Origin of the sequence: Escherichia sp. WS547 (assembly GCF_046486065.1) — a bacterium.
Classification (GTDB): domain Bacteria; phylum Pseudomonadota; class Gammaproteobacteria; order Enterobacterales; family Enterobacteriaceae; genus Escherichia; species Escherichia coli.
Map to the genome: position 1 here is coordinate 237,365 of NZ_JBJQMA010000001.1, position 20,450 is coordinate 257,814.

General features: G+C 49.1%; 20 protein-coding genes. 3 read left to right on the plus strand and 17 right to left on the minus strand.

What is annotated here, in order from left to right; translation table 11 throughout:
• Positions 1-37: 37 nt before the first annotated feature.
• From ACJHWK_RS01040 to prmB, 6 genes are read right to left on the minus strand one after another with little or no spacing between them, the layout of a single operon-like run.
• Positions 38-316: a YfcL family protein gene (locus ACJHWK_RS01040; protein WP_000559764.1), complete on the minus strand. Its 279-nt coding sequence runs from the start codon at positions 314-316 to the stop codon at positions 38-40.
• Positions 317-349: 33 nt separating this feature from the next.
• Entirely contained in the window at positions 350-898 is a 549-nt protein-coding gene (gene epmC / locus ACJHWK_RS01045; RefSeq protein WP_001089216.1) for an elongation factor P hydroxylase, read from the minus strand.
• Positions 898-1,707: a sulfite exporter TauE/SafE family protein gene (locus ACJHWK_RS01050; RefSeq protein ID WP_001520948.1), complete on the minus strand. Its 810-nt coding sequence runs from the start codon at positions 1,705-1,707 to the stop codon at positions 898-900. The genes epmC and ACJHWK_RS01050 overlap by 1 nt, the downstream gene beginning before the upstream one ends.
• Positions 1,707-2,531: a penicillin-insensitive murein endopeptidase gene (gene mepA, locus ACJHWK_RS01055; RefSeq protein WP_001043827.1), complete on the minus strand. Its 825-nt coding sequence runs from the start codon at positions 2,529-2,531 to the stop codon at positions 1,707-1,709. The genes ACJHWK_RS01050 and mepA overlap by 1 nt, the downstream gene beginning before the upstream one ends.
• A gap of 3 nt (positions 2,532-2,534) precedes the next feature.
• On the minus strand, positions 2,535-3,620 hold the full coding sequence (gene aroC / locus ACJHWK_RS01060; RefSeq protein ID WP_001297933.1) for a chorismate synthase: 1,086 nt from the start codon (positions 3,618-3,620) through the stop codon (positions 2,535-2,537).
• Between the two features lie 34 nt (positions 3,621-3,654).
• The gene (prmB, locus tag ACJHWK_RS01065; RefSeq protein WP_001309606.1) at positions 3,655-4,587 is read right to left on the minus strand and encodes a 50S ribosomal protein L3 N(5)-glutamine methyltransferase; all 933 of its coding nucleotides are present in this window, start codon (positions 4,585-4,587) and stop codon (positions 3,655-3,657) included.
• A 165-nt stretch (positions 4,588-4,752) separates the two neighbouring features.
• Between prmB and smrB the strand changes: the two genes are divergently transcribed.
• Positions 4,753-5,304, plus strand: coding sequence for an endonuclease SmrB (gene smrB / locus ACJHWK_RS01070; protein WP_000730805.1), 552 nt, complete (start codon positions 4,753-4,755; stop codon positions 5,302-5,304).
• 69 nt (positions 5,305-5,373) lie between these two features.
• On the opposite strand, the gene ACJHWK_RS01075 is transcribed toward smrB, so the two are convergent.
• The 11 genes from ACJHWK_RS01075 to ACJHWK_RS01125 form a co-directional block, all read right to left on the minus strand.
• Positions 5,374-6,237, minus strand: a complete 864-nt coding sequence (locus ACJHWK_RS01075) for a StfH/YfcO family fimbrial adhesin (RefSeq protein ID WP_001520950.1) — start codon at positions 6,235-6,237, stop codon at positions 5,374-5,376.
• Between the two features lies 1 nt (position 6,238).
• On the minus strand, positions 6,239-6,784 hold the full coding sequence (locus tag ACJHWK_RS01080; protein WP_001037531.1) for a fimbrial protein: 546 nt from the start codon (positions 6,782-6,784) through the stop codon (positions 6,239-6,241).
• Complete coding sequence (locus ACJHWK_RS01085) at positions 6,781-7,260, minus strand: fimbrial protein (protein ID WP_000826833.1); 480 nt, start codon at positions 7,258-7,260, stop codon at positions 6,781-6,783. Before ACJHWK_RS01085 ends, ACJHWK_RS01080 begins: the two co-directional genes overlap by 4 nt.
• A complete protein-coding gene (locus ACJHWK_RS01090; RefSeq protein ID WP_000826023.1) occupies positions 7,257-7,748 on the minus strand; it encodes a fimbrial protein in 492 nt (163 codons plus the stop codon). The genes ACJHWK_RS01085 and ACJHWK_RS01090 overlap by 4 nt, the downstream gene beginning before the upstream one ends.
• Before the next feature lie 15 nt (positions 7,749-7,763).
• On the minus strand, positions 7,764-8,513 hold the full coding sequence (locus tag ACJHWK_RS01095; protein WP_000170521.1) for a fimbria/pilus periplasmic chaperone: 750 nt from the start codon (positions 8,511-8,513) through the stop codon (positions 7,764-7,766).
• A gap of 19 nt (positions 8,514-8,532) precedes the next feature.
• Positions 8,533-11,172: a fimbrial biogenesis outer membrane usher protein gene (locus tag ACJHWK_RS01100; RefSeq protein ID WP_410234789.1), complete on the minus strand. Its 2,640-nt coding sequence runs from the start codon at positions 11,170-11,172 to the stop codon at positions 8,533-8,535.
• 83 nt (positions 11,173-11,255) lie between these two features.
• Positions 11,256-11,822, minus strand: a complete 567-nt coding sequence (locus tag ACJHWK_RS01105; RefSeq protein WP_000033306.1) for a fimbrial protein — start codon at positions 11,820-11,822, stop codon at positions 11,256-11,258.
• A gap of 661 nt (positions 11,823-12,483) precedes the next feature.
• Positions 12,484-12,969, minus strand: a complete 486-nt coding sequence (gene sixA / locus ACJHWK_RS01110; protein ID WP_001195819.1) for a phosphohistidine phosphatase SixA — start codon at positions 12,967-12,969, stop codon at positions 12,484-12,486.
• 202 nt (positions 12,970-13,171) lie between these two features.
• Positions 13,172-15,316, minus strand: coding sequence for a fatty acid oxidation complex subunit alpha FadJ (gene fadJ, locus ACJHWK_RS01115; protein ID WP_000425037.1), 2,145 nt, complete (start codon positions 15,314-15,316; stop codon positions 13,172-13,174).
• The gene (gene fadI / locus ACJHWK_RS01120) at positions 15,316-16,626 is read right to left on the minus strand and encodes an acetyl-CoA C-acyltransferase FadI (RefSeq protein ID WP_000531924.1); all 1,311 of its coding nucleotides are present in this window, start codon (positions 16,624-16,626) and stop codon (positions 15,316-15,318) included. The genes fadJ and fadI overlap by 1 nt, the downstream gene beginning before the upstream one ends.
• A 180-nt stretch (positions 16,627-16,806) precedes the next feature.
• Positions 16,807-17,091 carry a YfcZ/YiiS family protein gene (locus ACJHWK_RS01125; protein ID WP_001296261.1) on the minus strand — a complete coding sequence of 95 codons (285 nt, stop codon included), beginning with the start codon at positions 17,089-17,091 and terminating at the stop codon, positions 16,807-16,809.
• A 371-nt stretch (positions 17,092-17,462) separates the two neighbouring features.
• On the opposite strand from ACJHWK_RS01125, the gene fadL reads away from it, so the two are divergent.
• Both fadL and ACJHWK_RS01135 read left to right on the plus strand, forming a co-directional pair.
• The gene (gene fadL / locus ACJHWK_RS01130; protein WP_001520953.1) at positions 17,463-18,803 is read left to right on the plus strand and encodes a long-chain fatty acid transporter FadL; all 1,341 of its coding nucleotides are present in this window, start codon (positions 17,463-17,465) and stop codon (positions 18,801-18,803) included.
• Positions 18,804-19,168: 365 nt separating this feature from the next.
• Complete coding sequence (locus ACJHWK_RS01135) at positions 19,169-20,416, plus strand: hypothetical protein (RefSeq protein WP_001520954.1); 1,248 nt, start codon at positions 19,169-19,171, stop codon at positions 20,414-20,416.
• Positions 20,417-20,450: the final 34 nt, after the last annotated feature.

Below are 20,450 nucleotides of genomic sequence, written 5' to 3' on the forward strand. Positions count from 1 at the left end.
GCCGGATGCGGCGTGAACGCCTTATCCGGCACATTACTTACTGCTGTGACGCCTGCTGAAACAGGTTTTCCCACATATCAGTCACCAGCGCCTGGTCACGCGGCGACAACTCACCGGCACCAATGGCTTTTTCCAGACTCTGGCTAACGGTTGTATGTACCGCCTGGGCGGAGTGGTCATCACCACTTTCCAGTTCTGCGATGGCTAATGTCAGGTGGCCACGCAAATACCCACTGGCAAACAACTCATCATCACTGGCATGGTCAACCATACCGTCGATTAATGCCAGAATGCGTGATTCAAACTCCGCGATCATCTTCTTTCCTCATTGTAAAACGTGGCGCTGGCTTTAGTTGAGCGCTTCCGGCCACGGGAACTGTTCCGCCGTAAGTTCCGGCGTGTGATAATAATTTTGTAATGCTTTAATGAAGCGTGCCGGGCGTTCAGGAATGCCGTTTTCCAGATAATCCATCACCTGTGCATGTACCCGCCGTTGAAATACCACGCGGTCCGGTTCGAAATCCCCTTCCAGATTGTCGCAGCTAACATTAAACGGATATCCCGCCGCCACACAGAACAACCAGTCGAACGCCTGCGGCTTCACTTCAACATCTTCAAACTGGCTTTGCGTTTGGGCATCGCGTCCGTCCGGGCAATACCAGTAGCCGAAATCAACCAGCTCACGGCGCGCTTTCCCGGCAATACACCAGTGCGAAATCTCATGAATTGCGCTGGCATAAAAGCCATGAGCAAAGACGATTCGGTTATACGGTACTTCCGCATCAGCAGGAAGATAGATCGGTTCGTCGTCGCCTTTAATCAGACGGGTATTAAAATCATCGGCAAAGCAGCTATTAAAAATTTCAATCAACTGCTCATAGTGGTGTGTACTGTTCATTAGTTAATCCCCAACCAGTGGAGGATCTCCTGTCCGTGGCTATCGTAAAGTAATTTGGCACTCATCACCGCTGAGACAATAACAATCATCGGGCGGATCAGCTTTTGTCCTTTGCTCAACACCAGTCGTGAACCCATGCGCGCGCCGAGGAACTGCCCCACCAGCATCACGAATCCTGTCGCCCAAATCACTTTGCCACCGAGAATAAACAGCAGTAAACCGCCGATATTTGACGTTGCGTTGAGTAATTTGGCGTGAGCCGTGGCTTTGGCGAGGTTGAATCCGCACAGCGTAACAAAGGCCAGCGCGTAAAACGATCCCGCTGCCGGACCAAAGAAGCCGTCATAAAAACCGACGCAGCCACCGGCAATTAACGCGAAGGGTAAACCGTACATCCGGCGCTGGCGATCTTCTTCACCCAGCTTTGGCATCAGCAAGAAATAGAGGCCGATACAAATCACCAGAATGGGCAAAATCTGCCGTAAGACATCAGCCTGAACATACTGCACCAGCAATGCGCCGCTCATTGAGCCGACAAAGGTCATGGCGATATTGAGTTTCTGATCGCTTAAACTAACCACTTTGCGGCGAATAAAGTAGATAGTGGCGGAAATAGAGCCGCCGCAGGCTTGCAGTTTATTGGTTGCCAGCGCGTTAGCGGGAGACATCCCCGCCGCCATCAATGCCGGAATAGTGAGTAACCCACCGCCACCGGCAATCGAGTCGATAAATCCCGCCAGCATGGCGACAAAAAAGAGAACTCCCAGCAACAGCGGGGAAACCATAAACAGGCTATTAAACGTTTCCATTAGATCACGTGCTCATCCAGTAGCGCCTGGCAGGAAGGCGGCAACGGAGGCGGTGTCTTCTTCTCAGGCTTTGTTGTTCCCGGTTTTGGAGGTTCAAACCAGCTTTGCAGTTCTGCCCCGCAACCATCGCCCGGTGGCGGTAAAGGTTGATCTTCACACTCCAGACTATCGGCAGGACAACGTAATCGTACATGCATATGCGCGCGATGCTGGAACCAGGGTCGCACTTTGCGCAACCAGTCGCGATCGGTGCCCGCATCAAGGCAAAGTTGTTGTTTAATCGCCGGATTAACAAAAATGCGTGTGACGTCTTTGTCCTGGGCGGCGAGTTTGATCAAGCTGAAAATTTCCGGCTTCCACAGCGTCGGGACAACGTGTTTACCGTCGCGGGAAACTAAATCTAACGCTTGCGGGCGCAAGAGCTGCGCGGAGGTCCAGCGTGTTTTTGGCAGTTGCAGGAAGATGTCCACATCCAGTCCGGTCTGGTGGCTGGCGTGACCGCCGTTGAAACGACCACCAGCAGGCATCCCCATATCGCCAATCAGCACCGTGCCCAAGCTCAGATTGCTCACCTGGCTACTCAGACGCTGGATAAACATCACCAGATCCGGATGTCCGAAATAGCGACGCTGATCGGTACGCATGACCTGATAATGTTCGGACTGTATCGGCAGCGTGTCAGCGCCGACGATACAACCATTAGAAAAACTGCCTATCGATTGTGCGCTACCCGGCACAGGTTGGGTTATTTTTTGCCACGGCGTCGCTGCCAGGCTGGCGCTACTGGCAAGCAGGGCCAGCAGCGCAATCGCGGTTTTGTTCATTTTTTACCAGCGTGGAATATCAGTCTTCACATCGGCATTTTGCGCCCGTTGCCGTAACAGGTGATCCATCAAAACGATCGCCAGCATCGCTTCTGCGATCGGCACCGCACGGATCCCAACACAAGGATCGTGACGGCCTTTGGTGATCATCTCAACTTCTTCGCCAAAGCGGTTAATGGTACGCCCTGGCACGGTAATGCTGGAGGTTGGCTTCAGCGCCATATGGGCAATGATTTGCTGCCCGCTGCTGATGCCGCCAAGAATGCCGCCTGCATGGTTGCTCTGGAAACCGTCTTTAGTGATTTCGTCGCGGTTCTGGCTGCCACGCAGCGCCACCACGTCAAAACCATCACCAATTTCTACGCCTTTCACCGCATTGATGCTCATCAGCGCATGGGCGATGTCGGCATCCAGGCGGTCAAAGACCGGCTCGCCAAGTCCGGCGGGGACGCCACTGGCAACAACGGTGACTTTCGCGCCGATGGAGTCGCCCTCTTTTTTCAGCGCGCGCATCAGTTCATCTAACGCGTCGATTTTGTCCGGGTCCGGGCAGAAAAACGGATTTTGCTCGACCTGCGACCAGTCTTTGATTTCCAGCGGAATGTCACCCATCTGGGTCAGGCAGCCGCGAATCTCAATGCCAAATTTCTCGGCGAGATATTTTTTTGCAATCGCCCCTGCCGCCACGCGCATGGCGGTTTCACGAGCGGAAGAGCGCCCGCCGCCGCGATAATCGCGCAGACCGTATTTTTGTTCGTAGGTGTAATCGGCATGGCCTGGACGGAAAACGTCTTTAATGGCGCTGTAATCCTGAGAACGCTGGTCGGTATTTTCGATCAACAAGCCAATGCTGGTGCCGGTAGTAACGCCTTCAAAAACACCGGAGAGAATTTTGACCTGATCCGGCTCACGACGCTGGGTGGTGTAGCGCGATGTCCCAGGGCGACGACGATCAAGGTCATGTTGCAGGTCCGCTTCCGTCAGCGGAATGCCTGGCGGAACACCATCGACGATGCAGCCGAGCGCCAGCCCGTGCGATTCGCCGAAGGTGGTTACGCGAAAGAGTTGTCCAATTGTGTTTCCAGCCATCACGGCTCCGTTATTGTTGTGTTTGCGTGTTTACTTAATCTTTATAAATCGCGAAATGTTCACGGGCCGCCAGCAGCTGCTCTTTGGTGAGCATAAACACACCATCGCCGCCGTTATCAAACTCCAGCCAGGTGAACGGAACATCCGGATATTGTTCCATAAGATGTACCATGCTGTTGCCCACTTCACAAATCAGCACGCCATCATCAGCGAGGTAATCTGCCGCGTTTCCGAGAATGCGACGCGTCAGTTTCAGGCCGTCGGTGCCAGATGCTAGGCCCAGTTCCGGCTCGTGACGGTATTCGTTTGGCAGGTCGGACATATCTTCCGCATCGACATACGGCGGGTTAGTGACAATCAGGTCGTACTGCACTTTCGGTAAATCACGGAACAGATCAGAGCGAATCGGAATGACGTTGTGGATCAGACCGTGTTCTTCGATGTTCTGTTCAGCAACCGCCAGCGCGTCGGGAGAGATATCCACCGCGTCAACTTCCGCATCCGGGAAGGCATAAGCACAGGCAATGGCGATGCAGCCGCTACCGGTACACATATCTAAAATATGCTGCGGTTGCTTGCTGATAAGTCCGGCAAATTTATTGTTGATCAATTCACCAATCGGCGAGCGCGGCACCAGCACACGTTCATCGACGTAAAATTCATGACCGCAGAACCACGCTTTGTTAGTCAGGTAAGCCACCGGAATGCGTTCATTGACGCGGCGGATCACGCGCTCAACAATACGGTGTTTTTCGCTGGAGGTCAGACGCGCGGTGCGCATATCTTCCGGGATATCCAGCGGCAGGTAGAGTGAAGGCAACACCAGTTGCACGGCTTCATCCCACGGGTTGTCAGTGCCGTGGCCGTACCAGATATTCGCCGCGCTGAAGCGGCTCACCGACCAGCGCAACATGTCCTGAATGGTTTGCAGCTCATTTACTGCTTCATCAACGAAAATTTTATCCACGTATTCCTCCAGGGCATGATCGCAATAATTTCGGCGGCTAGTTTGCCATGAAGATGACGATAAATCAGCATTCACGCGCGGTGAGTGAGGAAAAATACGTTTAAAACGATCGATTGCGCTACGAGTCGGGTAAACTGTAGGAAAATTAGAAATAGAGACAGATAAATGAAAAAGAAAACAACACTTAGCGAGGAGGACCAGGCTCTGTTTCGCCAGTTGATGGCGGGGACTCGCAAGATTAAGCAGGACACGATTGTCCACCGACCGCAGCGTAAGAAAATCAGCGAAGTGCCGGTGAAACGGTTGATTCAGGAGCAGGCCGATGCCAGCCATTATTTTTCCGATGAATTTCAGCCGTTATTGAATACCGAAGGTCCGGTGAAATATGTTCGCCCGGATGTAAGCCATTTTGAGGCGAAGAAGTTACGCCGTGGCGATTATTCACCGGAGCTGTTTTTGGATTTGCACGGTTTGACGCAGCTGCAAGCCAAGCAGGAGTTAGGCGCATTGATTGCCGCCTGTCGCCGCGAACATGTGTTTTGTGCCTGCGTGATGCATGGTCATGGGAAGCATATTTTGAAGCAGCAAACGCCGCTGTGGCTGGCGCAACATCCGCATGTGATGGCATTTCACCAGGCACCAAAAGAGTACGGTGGTGATGCGGCATTGCTGGTGTTGATTGAAGTGGATGAGTGGTTGCCGCCGGAATTACCGTGAATGCTGGCATCGAATGCCTGATAAGACGCTTCAGCGTCGCATCAGGCATCAGTGCACAACGACGAGCTACTACAGCATATTCAGTACGTACTGGAATCGACAGGTAGAATCAATAGGTTGCCGCGAGGTGGTATCCACGCGAAGCACCATATCATGAAGCTCTTTGTCGGTAATGGGGTGACGATTTGGTGTTACCGTCACTTTGGCATTGTCACAGCCCGATGAGGTGAAGGTGAGCATCTGCGACACCCAACGACAATAAGCACCACGATCGTCAGTATCACCAAATTTGCTGCCGTCACACAGTTTGCCGTCTTTCATCAGGTAGGTGGAGAGCGTTTTTTCAATTATCCCGCCGGTAGACTGGAGCGCTAACGTCTTATCATGCACAACCCGACTTTCATTCCAGGAGACATCATAAGGCCCTAACGGTATAGGTGGACAAGAAGAGTTACTGACTGTGCGTCCGGAATAGGTTCCCGGAGCAGGATCAATAAGATCAATGCTATCTGCATGTGTCGATACCAGCCACGGGCAGCCATGAACGCTGGAGTCTTCCTTCCAGACTTCCATTCGTATTTCATAACAAGTCCACATCGTCCTTTGCGCACGGCTGTCATACTCTGCAAGCCCCGGACAAGATGATTGTGATATCGCTGTCATCGATATGACTTTTAATGATGGTGCAGGGCCAGGTCCCGTCCAGCTTTTCAAAGGTATCCATCCAGTGATTAAACCGGTGTTATTTGGTGTCTCATAAACACCGTGATTGACGCTATCGGGGGTAAGAACATCAAGATAATAAGTTATCTTCGTAGAATAGCTTGCATACCCTATCGGTGTATACATTGTTGCAACAATGACATTCGCCTGAACTGCTGTACTGAAGAAAAGTGATATCAGCAGGCCCAAAATCCAGCGCATTATTTTCATCTTAAATATACTCAAACGTTGCGGTTAACTGGGCGGTAAAATTACCAGGTGTTACATCACGCCCCTCTTTTGCCTGTAACCATGCTCTGAAATTAAGACTGTTATTGCCATCATTCAGCACAAAGGTCACTCCCGTCGTGTTATTAATAGCAACAGCAGTACCATCAGTAGTTTCCATACCAATGCCTACGCCCTGTGCACCAGAGGTATCATCCAGAGCCAGAAATCCCGGTTGCCCACTGTCTTCTGTTCCGGTCAGAGTAACTTTTACGCTGTACTGCGCTGGCCCACGGCAATCTTTCAGGCGAAAAACCACCGGTACACGATCGGACTGACCGCGCACCATCAAATCTTTGTGGCTAATATTCGCAAACTGTACCTCTGCCAACGTTCCAGCCTGTTCCACCGGAGTACAGGTTTTGCTCATCAGGTTGCCGTAAAAATGCAAATTATTAGCTGCCAGTGCTGAATGACTCGCCAGCACCAGCACACCGCCCAACAGAAAGGTTTGCACCCTGATACATTGATATTTCTTCAGTTTGTTCATTGATAATCCACCTGCAATGTGGCGTAAGCGGAAAAGTTACCGTCAGTCAGCGTGGCATCGGAAGCTTTTACAGGTGCGGCCTTCAACTTCGGCAGGTTGGCGGGTGTCACGTTAAGCGGGGTATTCAGCTTAAAGGGCTGACCGTTTTGCTGGAGTTCAATCCCTAATCCCGTGACATCCGTCTGAATCGCCGCATCGTTATAGTTGGTCTGTGTACCGGTCCAGGTTAGCGTCATTACCCAGGCGTCATCGGTAATATCAGGGTCACACGTTATCTGGTACGGAACATCTTTGCGGTAATTAACCCCGTCAATATTGTCGATAATGACGTCGATAAACTGGATCTCAATATCATCACCATTGCTGACGGTGCAGACCGGAGGTTCGATCAGCGTACCCGTGAAGGTGATATCTTCCGGTGCGGCATGCGTTATGGTGCAAAAAGCGGATAATAAAATTAACGAGAGTCGTTTCATTGGTAATCCACCACCATTGTCATGCTGGCGTTAAACTGTGCGCCTGTCAGCGTCACGCCATTCTGTTTGACTGGCACTGCTTTTAGTTGTGGCTGGCTACTGACGCTAAATGGAGTCCAGGTATTGTCGCCAATCGCAAACAGAGAGTTATCTGCTGCATTTTCAATACGAATGCCAAACCCGGTAATTCCCGTGCTTAACACCGTTTCGCCATTGATCGTGGTGGTTGTGCCCTTAAACTGCATCTGAAGGTCATCGCTCAGGCTATTGGCACAGTTCAGGGTATAACCTGCATCTTTGCGATATTCAGTACCATTGATTTTTTTGATGATCACATCACCAAAATCGACGTTACTGCCTTTTACGGTACAAGGAGGTGGTGGGTCTACCAGTACGCGCAATGTCAATGGCACACTTTTCGTTTCACCGGCAAGAGCACTGCCCGTAAGCAGCACTCCTCCCAGCCCGGCCAAAAGTAGTCGTTTCATCTCACACTCCCGGCCTCAGCCTTTGCGGCTCTGCTCTTCATCAACCTGGCAACTGTTACCGTTGCAGGTGAAAAAGAGCGGCATCCGAGCGCCATAGTCGTTGACATAGGTCAGTACCGGCACACTCCCCATCTTCACATTCAGCGGTGCAGAGGTTTTCGGCGACATCACTATTGGCGAGAAACCGGCTGCCGGATTGCCATTTTTCTGTGCGCTGGCATTACTGAAAATGACGTAATACGGCGTCGGGTTATTGACAGTAAATTCCTGACCGTTGCGGGTTAAGGTCACTTTATGCTGCCACGGGTTTTGCGTGGTGTTTTTTTCCAGAGCTTTCGGTCGCCAGAAAAGTTTGATACGCGTCTGAAGAGCGATTTGTAGCGTGTTGGATTTGTTCGATTTCGGCGGAATTTCGCGCACGTTGAAATAGAACATCGATTCCCGATCGGCAGGTAATTTATGAATATCCGGCAGGCCCTGAATTTTAACCTGGCCATTCATCATTGCTTCAATGCGCTGTACAGGCGGCAATACCGCCAGCGGCGAGCTGATCTTGACGCCCTTTTCATCTTCAATCCAGCTTTGCGCCAGATAAGGCAGTTTGGGGTCGTTATTACGCAGCGTCACACTGATAGATTTATCGCTTTCATTAAAAATCAGGCGAGTACGATCGGGCGTTACTGACGCCTGGGTAGAAAAACTTACCGTTGCTGCCAGTAACGACAGTACCGTTGTCAATGTTTTGGCAGAGAGATATTTAGTCATGGATCATTCCTTAATCACGTTATTGGTTCGATGAAACAGACATCGGCGGTTCCATTGGTGTCACCTGTTGTGTCTGCTCCTGAATGACGGGTTGAATATCATGCGGTATGACGGGAGAACTTCCCCCCTTTTGCTGGCATGGCAACAACAAGCCATTGAACAGGTCATTCGGTAACGGGTCTGGCAGGCTGATATCGCAGTGAGATTCACCCTCCCAGAAAACGGTCATATGTTCACCCGGTTTAACGCCTGCCAGATAAACATTACCTTCGTCATCAACCAACCCTACTTGTTGTTGATTATCGTTTTTCACTTCCGCCCCAAATGGCGGATGGCTGCCATCCTGCAAGCGCAGCACTGCCATCGCCTTCTCACCGCTGATTACCGCAAATTTACGGTAGCCAATAGCGCCTTCCGTCAGCGTTGCCTGAACCACTGATTTTGTAGCTTCAGCGTTTTCCGGCAGTTTGTTCAAATCGATATAAGCCTGGTTGCGGTAGTAATCATTAACATCTGCCACCACCGCTTTGCCGAACATGTTGGTATAAACGGCGGAACCATTACCTTCAACCGGCACATTAGCAACGCCATCAGCGTCGATTAACAGACGTGTACCGCCCATGTTTTGTGTACGATGCAGTGCCCCGCCATGAGCGGTCAGCGTTGCCCCGCCCTGTAAAGAGATCCCTGCTGAGGTGTATTGCCCTTCATGGTAGTTGGCACTGAGATCCACTTTTGCCAGAGTACCATCGTGGCTGTAGTAGCCATCCACGCTGCTGTGGTTTTCGCTGGTTCCGGCGCTTAACGTGTAGTGGCTGGCGTCATCAATGCGGTGATACAGACTCACCTGATTGCTGTCGGCACCGCTGCCATAGTTGCCGTTGTAACTGATGGTGCTGTTGTCGCCCCACGGCAAACTTAAGGACAGATAAACACCCTTGTCAGCACTTTTATCGTATTCGTAGCGATAACCGGTCAGAGAAACGCTCAGGTTGCGAAGGCTTCCTAAATTAAAATAATGAGAAAGCATCATGTTGTAGTTGGTCTGATCCTGGCGATCCCAGTAGGTATGGTGGGAATAGTTGAGATAGACCGAAACGCGCGCATCCGTGAAGTTCTGGTTATAGGTGACCGTATACATCTCTTTGTCGTTACCGGTGCGCGCCCGGTCGTCGTCGTTCGCATCCAGATACTCGCTCATGGTCATGTAGTTTTTTTCAGAGAAGCGGTATCCAGCAAACGTCACCCGACTGTTGAGTTCATCAAAATCTTTGGCATAGCTGACGCGATAAGAGTTGCCGTCCAGCGTTTTGTTGCCATACACGCTGTTATCGTCGAGTTGAACACGAGAGTGAGTGACATCAAACGCTAACGCGCCTAGCAGCGCCAGGTCACGACCGAGGCCCAGCGCCGCCGACTGGTAGTTTTCATCGGCTAACGCACCGCCGTAGAGCGACCAGCCATTGGCAATCCCCCAGGATGCCTCGCCGCCCGAGAAGAAGCTACCTGCAACCTGATGGTCCCAGTTTTGTGGACGCCCCATTGTCACTTTGTAACGCACCTGGCCGGGGCGAGTCAGGAACGGCATGGACGCCGTGCTGACGTCGTATTCCTGTACCTGGCCGTTTTGTTCTTCAATGCGGACATGCAGCGTGCCAGAGACGGAATCGCCAATATCCTGGATGCGGAATGGACCTGCGGGTACCTGGGTTTCGTAAATGACACGGCCCATTTGGGTTACGGTCACTTTAGCGGTAGTGTGTGCAACACCTGAAATATCGGGGGCGTAGCCGCGCAGGTTTGGCGGTAACATTTGATCATCGGTACTGATGCTGCCGCCAATGTAACTGAAGCCATCAAAAATATCGGAGTTGAGATAATCTTCGCCCAGCGAAAGTTTGGCTTTTAATGACGACAAGGCGCGCCAGGCGTAGTAACGACTCCACTCCCAGTTTTTTTGCGTACCGCTATCGTCAGTGTCGCCGTCATCGTTACTGCGGGTATGCTGATAATCGCTCTGCCAGTCAGCTCGTAAGCGCCACGGCCCAACGTTAACGCCGACCGTACCATTACCGCTGATGTCGTTAGTGTCATCACCCCCATTTTCATGCCGGGTTTGCGCGTTGATACTGTAATCGGCAATAAGCCCAGGGATACCGTCATCCCAGCGCGAAGGCGGATCCCACTCGCTGTCGGTATATTCCAGATAAGCCTGCGGTACAGAAACAAGGAGTGCAGACTGGCCTAAATCGCCGCTAATTTCTGTACCTGCTAAAAGTGCCGTATTCAGACACTGACCATCGCGGATCCATTGCAAATTCTTTGCAATATCTTCCTTCAGACCAAACTGGGCAACCAGCTCTGGCGATAAGCAGGCATATGATTTATTCGGATCGTTTTCAGTTGCGTACCAGTAGATATCGTAGTCGTCAGGTAACGGCTGATTATTTACATGAACGCGTAAGTTATATTTTCCCGGTTCTACATAGCCTTTTTGCGAAAAACGGCCCAAATCAATTTTGGTATTGCCTTTTAAATCAAGAAATCGGCCATCAAACTGAATGGTATCGTCTGCCAGGGCATTAAATGGACTTCCAGAAATTGCCAGAGCAATCCACCACGAAAGCCCCCGTAAACGGAGAAAAGAATGTTCTGGCATCGGCGTATCCATCCATGATTTTTTATAATTTAGTTATTTGGTAGTTATAAACCCCATAACTTTGCAGCTATGGGGGAAATACATTAGAGATACGTGATCTGGAACGTCGTCAGCGTTTCAAACGGTGCCGGTGTTGGTGTTACAGCATCCGTTTCACCCACTAACCATGCTTTAAAGTTCAGAGTTTGTTTAGGCTTGCCTTTTCCCGTTGAACTGTCCTTCACGATAGGTTGCTTAATCTCTGCTCCCAGTGCATAACCTGTACCGTGCTGGTCACCGATAACCAGGCTAACGTTTGGAATTTCAGTTCCATTATCCATGTTAGACAGAGAATAGTTATCTGCGTTAGTGGAGTACGGATTACCGGTGAATGTGGTAGCCATTGTCGTTTCTGTATTGAAATTACAGTCCTGTAAACGAATCTGGAAATCTTTTGGTGTGGTTGTTTTGCCGCCGGTTAAAGAACCCGTACCGATGCTGCCCATATCCACTTCCAGTTTATGATCGTCAGGAACAATTGAGCACGGGGAGTCTTCAATTGTGCCGTAAAATCTCACTGTACCGTTGTTCCCTGCGGCAACGACTGATGCTGAAGTCAGCGCCCCCATGAGCATTGCCGTGGCAACTGCTGCTTTTACAAACTTACTCATTATTTGTCCTTAAATCATAAATAATTAGAATATAAGCCAACTGAAATATTGACGTAGAGCTTCTTCAATTTTTACAGCGACTTTTAAGCAGCCAATGAACAGATTTTCAGCTCCTGAAAAAACAGGTTCCTTGATATAATATTCTTTGGCGTGCCGAACATGTTGATATTTTAATATGACTGATGCAATTTAAATTTTCTAACATTCAAAGTTAGAAATACTTAATTAATGGACGGGGATAATAATTACTGAAATTTTTCATCTCAGTTATGAAGAATGAGTTCAAAAAAACGGCAAATGCAAAAACTCAGTGAATAAATCAAAGTCAAAAACAATCACATGGCAATGACTATCTTGTGATATTAATTTCGCAACGATATAATATTAAAACACTATAATTAATATAAAATCAAGACCCAATAATATTTTTCACTTTAGTCATTATTTACCTAAAAATGCTTCCAGAAAAATAATTTATGAATAAAAGTAAATTCTCTTTCAATATGTAAATTTTTACAAATAAAAGCGTCATGCCGTATAAAATAAAGACCATTCGATCACAAGCGGATCATTGTTAGTACAATAAGATTGCATAAATTCAACATTGCCAGAAAAAAATAAAGGCCCGATAGATTACACCAGCGGGCCTTGTGCATGCGTATTAAATCGCTTTTGCCATCTTCAGATTACACGGGCTCATCTGCCAGTTGAATGTGCCGTTTCCGCTTTCATCAAGCGTTACGCTGGCAATGGCCGAGGTGGTAAACATAGGCGGCGTTTCGCCCGGACATAACTCAGCAACCAGATACCCGACTAAGGGTAAGTGGGAGATCACCAGTACCGAAGCAACACCTTCATTGGTCAACGCCTGTAAATAGGCACTGACCAGACCAACATCGCCGCAGGGCGTTAACTCCGGCAGAACTTCTGCACTGGAAGGCAGGTTCAGACAATCCCCTACTTCTTCCAGTGTTTGCTCGGCTCGCAGGAACGGGCTCACCAGAACGCGTTCGATTTCCACTTTTTGACCTTTCAGCCAGTTCGCCATCAGGCGAGATTCGTCACAACCGTTAGTAGTCAGAGGACGAACCGAATCACTGGCGGCATCGAGGGCTGCGTCGCCGTGACGCATGATAAAAACTTGCATATTGCACCGCTTTTGTTAACCAGATTCGCCCGTTTTCTTTCATCTGAAACCAGAGAAAGAAAACGGTGGCCGGCATTGTGCCTTATCCATTCACCGAATGAAACGCTGTTTTTTACCTCAATGGCGTAAGTATAGTCAATATGCGTTTACATTTTGAGCAACACTCCGCCATTCAGCGCGGATTCATATAGCTTTGACCTTCTTATTGCAGGTCAGTTGCAGTTGTTTTCCAAAAACTTTCCCCACGCTTGCTCATCTCGACTAAACGCTCGCAAGGGGTAAAACGGGAACCATACTGCGTGGCCAGTCGTTGCATTATTGCAACCACTTCACCCGCACCGAGAGAATCGATGTAGCGGAACGGACCACCGAGAAATGGCGGAAAACCAATGCCAAATACCGCGCCAATATCTCCGTCACGCACGCTACGGATAACCTGCTCGTCCAGACAACGTACTGCTTCATTCAGCATCAACATCACACACCGTTCAGCTACCTGCGGTGCGGAGAGTCGCCCCTGCCCTTGTGTGCCAATCAGCGGGTAAATGGCGGGATCGACCTGTTTTTTGCTTTTACGCCCTTTCTGACCATAAAGATAGAAACCCCGACCATTTTTTCTGCCTTTGCGATCGTCGTTCAAAATTGAAGAAACAACATTTGCAGGCGCGCTAAAACGTTCTCCATAAGCGGCTTCCAGTACAGGAATAATTTTAGTCCCGGTGTCGATTCCTACCTCATCCAAAAGTTGGATTGGGCCTACCGGAAAACCAAATTTCACCAGCGCGGCATCAATGTGCTCTACCCGTTCACCTTCGGTCAACATGCGGATAGCTTCATTAATGTAAGGCGCTAAAATGCGATTGACGTAAAACCCGGCTTTGTCACGCACGACAATGGGCGTTTTACCCTGTTTTTTCGCCAGTTTTACTGTGGTAGCGATGGTTTGCGCCGATGTCCCCGCATGAGGAATAATCTCCACCAGCGGCATTTTTTCCACCGGACTGAAGAAATGCAGGCCAATAACTTGCTCAGGTCGCGTAGCGTGAGCGGCGATATCACCAATCGGTAAAGATGACGTATTCGAAGCAAAGATGGTATGAGCGGCGCAATTTTGCTCAACTTCCGCCACCATTTGTTGTTTTAATTCGAGATTTTCAAACACCGCTTCAATAATCAGATCGCGATGGGCAAAGCCGCGATAGTCCGTCGTTCCGGAGATTAATGCCAGCTGTCTGTCACGTTCGCTGGCTTTGAGATGACGACGGCGAACTTTGCCCTCCAGCTGATCCCAACTGTACTTCAGCGCATGATTTATGCCCTGCGGGTTGATATCTTTAATTCTGACCGGAAGCCCCGCTTTACAAGCAGTGACGTAAGCAATACCGCCGCCCATCAAGCCACCACCTAAAATTCCCACGCTGTTTAATGGCGCAGGCGGCGCATCACTGCCAGGATCTTTCTTCACTTCCGTACTGGCAAAAAAGATACTACGCAGCGCCTGCGATTGCGGCGTCATCGCCAGTTCGCCAAAAGCACGGGCTTCAGCGTCATAGCCGCTACTGGTGCCTTGCGCTAATCCCGTTTCGACAACCTCCAGGATGCGTTCTGTCGCCGGATAGTTACCCTGAGTTTTGTGTTCTGTTTTCTTGCCGACCATTTTGAACAGCAGCGCACGACCTAACGGCCCCGCCAGAATACGCTCGCGTACAGGTAGAGGGCGTGAAGATGGACGATCCTGCTTTGCCAGCTCAACAGCGGCTTCCAGTAAAATGGATTGCGGAACGACGTCATCCACCAGCCCCAGCTTTAATGCCTGTTTCGCCCGAAGTTGTTTTCCGGTGAGGATCATCTCTAATGCTGTGCTGACGCCTATCAGACGCGGTAAACGCTGGGTGCCGCCTGAACCGGGTAATAATCCAAGTTGTACTTCAGGCAAACCGAGCACCGTTTTAGGATCGTCAGTACACATGCGACCGTGGCACGCCAGCGCCAACTCCAGCCCACCGCCCAGGCAAGCGCCATGAATAGCCGCGATAACCGGAACGGGCAAAGCATGAATCTCCGCCATTAACTGTTGACCCTGCCGCGCCAGTGCTTCCGCTTCTTGCGCCGTTTTGCAGTTGGCGATCATGTTGATGTCTGCGCCAGCAATGAAGTTGTCTGGTTTCGCGGAGATAAACACCACGCCGCGCAACTCTTTGTTTTCACGGAGTTGCTTAATAATGGCGCGCACCTGCGAGGCAAACTCCGCCTTCAGGGTATTCATTTTCTCACCCGGTACGTCGATGGTGATAACAGCAATGTTGTCCAGACGGACATTAAGGGTAAACGCTGATGCCATTTCCATTATTCCGCCTCCACAACCATTGCCGCGCCAAGCCCACCCGCAGCACAGGCGGTCACTAATCCAAATCCACCGCCGCGACGCCGAAGTTCATGCAATGTCTGGGTAATCATCCGCGCGCCGGTCGCCGCGAAGGGATGCCCGTAAGCAATCGAACCGCCAAGCACGTTAAATTTGCTATCGTCCACTTCGCCAGTGGCATGTGCACGCCCCAGTACATCACGAGCAAAACGTTCGCTACCCAGCAACTGAATATTCGCCAGTGTCTGAGCTGCAAAGGCTTCGTGCATATCGATCAATGTCAGATCGCTCATTGTCAAACCGGCACGTTCCAGCGCCAGCGGCGTTGACCAGGCCGGACCGAGCAACATGTCCTGCCAGACATCTATCGCAGTAAATGCGTAACTGCGCAGATACCCCAGCGGTACCAGCCCTAATTCTTTCGCCCGGGATTCAGTCATCAGGATCACCGCTGCCGCGCCATCGGTCAGCGGCGTACTGTTTGCCGCCGTTACCGTTCCGTGTTTGCGATCAAACGCCGGGCGCAGCTTTGCGTAATCGGCAAGCGAGGAATTACCGCGAATATTGTTGTCTTCGACAAGCGGTTGTTTATAAGGAGGGATAAAGGCAGTCATCACCTCTTCTTTGAGTTTACCGTCTGACCACGCCTGAGCGGCTCGCTGATGCGAACGGTGCGCTAATGCATCTTGCTGTTCGCGAGTAATACCGTAGGTTTTCGCCATTTGTTCAGCGGTGTCGCCCATCCGTAAGCCAGTAGAGTATTCCGCCACTGCCGGAGGCACCGGCATTAAGTCGCGCAAACGCAGGCGAGAGAAGAGTTTCAGGCGCTGGCTCATGGTTCGAGCTTTGTTGACATCAACCAGCACGCGCGCCAGTTTTTTACTGACGCCAATTGGCAATACGGAAGAGGAATCGGCCCCACCGGCAATCCCCGCGCGAATAGTTCCCGCCATCAGGCTTTCTGCGACGTTTGCAATCGCCTGGAAACTGGTAGCGCAAGCGCGGCTGACGCTGTAAGCATCGGTATGCACATTCATTCCGGTGCCGAGAACAATTTCACGCGCAATGTTGGGGGCTTCCGGCATTTGTACGACCTGACCAAAAACCAGTTGTTCAATCACTTCGGCGGGGATCTCGCTGCGTGCCAGCAGTTCGCCTACCACCATCTTCCCTAAATCAACCGCGGGAATGCCATGAAAAGCCGTCGCCTGGCGGGCAAAAGGCGTACGTAAACCGCTAACAATGGCGATACGATCGCCCTGGCGGGTAACCAGCGGTAAAACCTGACCCATAACACTCCCCTGTAAAATAATAAATAAAGTGGTCTGACCTGATCATAGTCTTAACTATTTTTTTACATTTAGCCAAGTGGAGAAAAGGGAAAGTGGGAGCTATGACACAGAGAGAAAAGTAGAAGAGAAAATAAAACGCCCCTGCCAACAACTGACAGGGGCGTACGTACCCGAGAGGAATTAACGCAGACCCAGCTGGAAGATCAGCATTTCAGCTTCGCAGGCAAAAGTGAAATCGATATCCAGGCGCACACCGTCAGACTCTTCAGTGAAAGTCGGGGTGATTTTGCACGGTTCGGATTCCACGCTACGGGCTTTTTCAGTCAGCGCCGCCAGCGTTTGTTCTGCTTCTGCGCGGTTTGCAAACACGCGGCTGTAAGACGCGGTGCAGTCGGAGTTGTCCATAATGGTGCCAACATCCATACAGCAGCAAACCGGGGTTTCATCAGCACTACATTTACTCATCGTTGATTTCCTCTGTATGTGCACCCAAGGTGCCAGATAAACGTTGTGGATATTTTACGCTTCCGGAAAGTGCTGCTCCAGTTGTTAATTCTGCAAAATCGGATAAGTGACCGAAATCACACTTAAAAATGATCTAAAACAAAATTCACCCGAATCCATGAGTGCGCCACCTCCAAATTTTGCCAGCTGGATCGCGTTTCTTAGATCATATTTGAAAAAAGATAGAAACATACTTGCAACATTCCAGCTGGTCCGACCTATACTCTCGCCACTGGTCTGATTTCTAAGATGTACCTCAGACCCTACACTTCGCGCTCCTGTTACAGCACGTAACATAGTTTGTATAAAAATAAATCATTGAGGTTATGGTCATGAGCCAGAAAACCCTGTTTACAAAGTCTGCTCTCGCAGTCGCAGTGGCACTTATCTCCACCCAGGCCTGGTCGGCAGGCTTTCAGTTAAACGAATTTTCTTCCTCTGGCCTGGGCCGGGCTTATTCAGGGGAAGGTGCAATTGCCGATGATGCAGGTAACGTTAGCCGTAACCCCGCATTGATTACCATGTTTGACCGCCCGACATTTTCTGCGGGTGCGGTTTATATTGATCCGGATGTAAATATCAGCGGAACGTCTCCATCTGATCGTAGCCTGAAAGCCGATAACATCGCGCCTACGGCATGGGTTCCGAACATGCACTTTGTTGCACCGATTAACGACCAATTTGGTTGGGGCGCTTCTATTACCTCTAACTATGGCCTGGCAACAGAGTTTAACGATACTTATGCAGGCGGCTCTGTCGGGGGTACAACCGACCTTGAAACCATGAACCTGAACTTAAGCGGTGCGTATCGCTTAAATAATGCATGGAGCTTTGGTCTTGGTTTCAACGCCGTCTACGCTCGCGCGAAGATTGAACGTTTCGCAGGCGATCTGGGGCAGCTGGTTGCCGGTCAGATCATGCAATCTCCTGCCGGGAAGACTCCTCAAGGGCAAGCATTGGCAGCTACCGCCAACGGTATCGACAGTAATACCAAAATCGCTCATCTGAACGGTAACCAGTGGGGCTTTGGCTGGAACGCCGGTATCCTGTATGAACTGGATAAAAATAACCGCTATGCACTGACCTACCGTTCTGAAGTGAAAATTGACTTCAAAGGTAACTACAGCAGCGATCTTAATCGTGCGTTTAATAACTACGGTTTACCAATACCTACCGCGACAGGTGGCGCAACGCAATCGGGTTATCTGACGCTGAACCTGCCTGAAATGTGGGAAGTGTCGGGTTATAACCGTGTTGATCCGCAGTGGGCGATTCACTATAGCCTGGCTTACACCAGCTGGAGTCAGTTCCAGCAGCTGAAAGCGACCTCAACGAGTGGCGACACGCTGTTCCAGAAACATGAAGGCTTTAAAGATGCTTACCGCATCGCGTTGGGAACCACTTATTACTACGATGATAACTGGACCTTCCGTACCGGTATCGCCTTTGATGACAGCCCAGTTCCGGCACAGAATCGTTCTATCTCCATTCCGGACCAGGACCGTTTCTGGCTGAGTGCAGGTACGACTTACGCATTTAATAAAGATGCTTCAGTCGATGTTGGTGTTTCTTATATGCACGGTCAGAGCGTGAAAATTAACGAAGGCCCATACCAGTTCGAGTCTGAAGGTAAAGCCTGGCTGTTCGGTACTAACTTTAACTACGCGTTCTGATAACGCGTTCGCCTGGATAAAGTCACCAGCTATGCAGGTGACTTTAACTCCCCCACTTCACCGAAAGTAGTTTCCTCATTGCTTGCCTCCTGAGTTTTGCAAACAGCCTGATGGCAGCTTGCCCTTTCAAATCAGTAAGTGGTATCCACAGACAAACCTGAAGGGAAACGCATATTTTCAGGCGTTCTGCTCGTCCTTCTCAAAGAGTTTACTTTTCTGCATTTCCAGGATACTCAACCTCCCTGGCTATTGTGCGCTCATACACTCAAATTAAAGATAGGCTCTAAATAAATGAGCGTTTTTTGATAGTCTATTTTATTAGGTAATATATATTTGTAACAAATCAATCAACATGGAATAAAATCATGCTACCATCTATTTCAATCAACAATACCAGCGCAGCTTACCCAGAATCCATCAATGAAAATAACAATGATGAAGTTAATGGATTAGTACAAGAGTTCAAAAACCTTTTTAATGGTAAGGAAGGAATAAGCACCTGTATTAAACATTTGCTTGAGCTTATAAAAAACGCCATGCGAGTAAACGACAATCCTGATAGATTTAATATTAATAATTCCTCAGTTACTTATATTAATATTGATTCCAATGATACAGACTATATTACTATTGGTATCGATAACCAAGAACCAATAAAATTACTTGCGAGCTATAAAGACAAAGAACTCGCCCGTACTATCATTAATGACAACATAGTTGAGAAGACTCATGATGATATAAATAATGCTGAATTTACTGATGGTAGTATCGTTGTTAGTGGTAATGAGGGTGCTATTGACTCCAATGATACAGCCGATATTACTAGTGGTATCTATAATCAAGAACCAATAAAATCACCTACGAACGATGAAAACAAAAAAGTCGGCCAAACCATCATCCATGAAAATGTAGTAGAGAATACTCATGATATCAATAACAAGGAAATGATCTTCAGCGCATTAAAAGAAATATATGATGGAGATCCTGGTTTTATCTTCGATAAGATATCACAAAAACTCAGACATACGATAACGGAATTTGATGAGAATGGGAAAAGCGAACCAACGGACTTATTTACCTGGTACGGTAAAGATAAAAAAGGCGATTCTCTCGCTATTGTAATTAAAAATAAAAACGGAAATGATTACTTATCTCTCGGTTACTATGATCAGGACGACTACCACATTCAAAGAGGAATTCGTATTAATGGTGATAGTCTCACCCAATATTGTAGTGAAAAAGCCAGGAATGCTTCAGCGTGGTTTGAAAGCAGTAAAGCTATCATGGCAGAATCATTTGCAACAGGTTCCGATCATCAGGTTGTAAACGAGCTCAACGGGGAAAGACTGAGAGAGCCAAACGAAGTTTTTAAACGTTTAGGTCGAGCAATAAGATATAATTTTCAAGTGGACGATGCAAAATTTAGACGCGATAATGTAAAAGAAATAATTTCTACTTTAGTCGATAACGAAGTTGACCGTTCTCAAAATAAATATGACCACTTTAAGGAAATCGAAGATAAAGTTGAAAAAAGGCTTCAAAATCGCCAGGCTAAATATCAAAATGAAATTAATCAACTATCTGCATTGGGTGTTAATTTTGATGATAATTAAAATTGTCCAGTTTTTTTGATTTTTCAACGTCTGA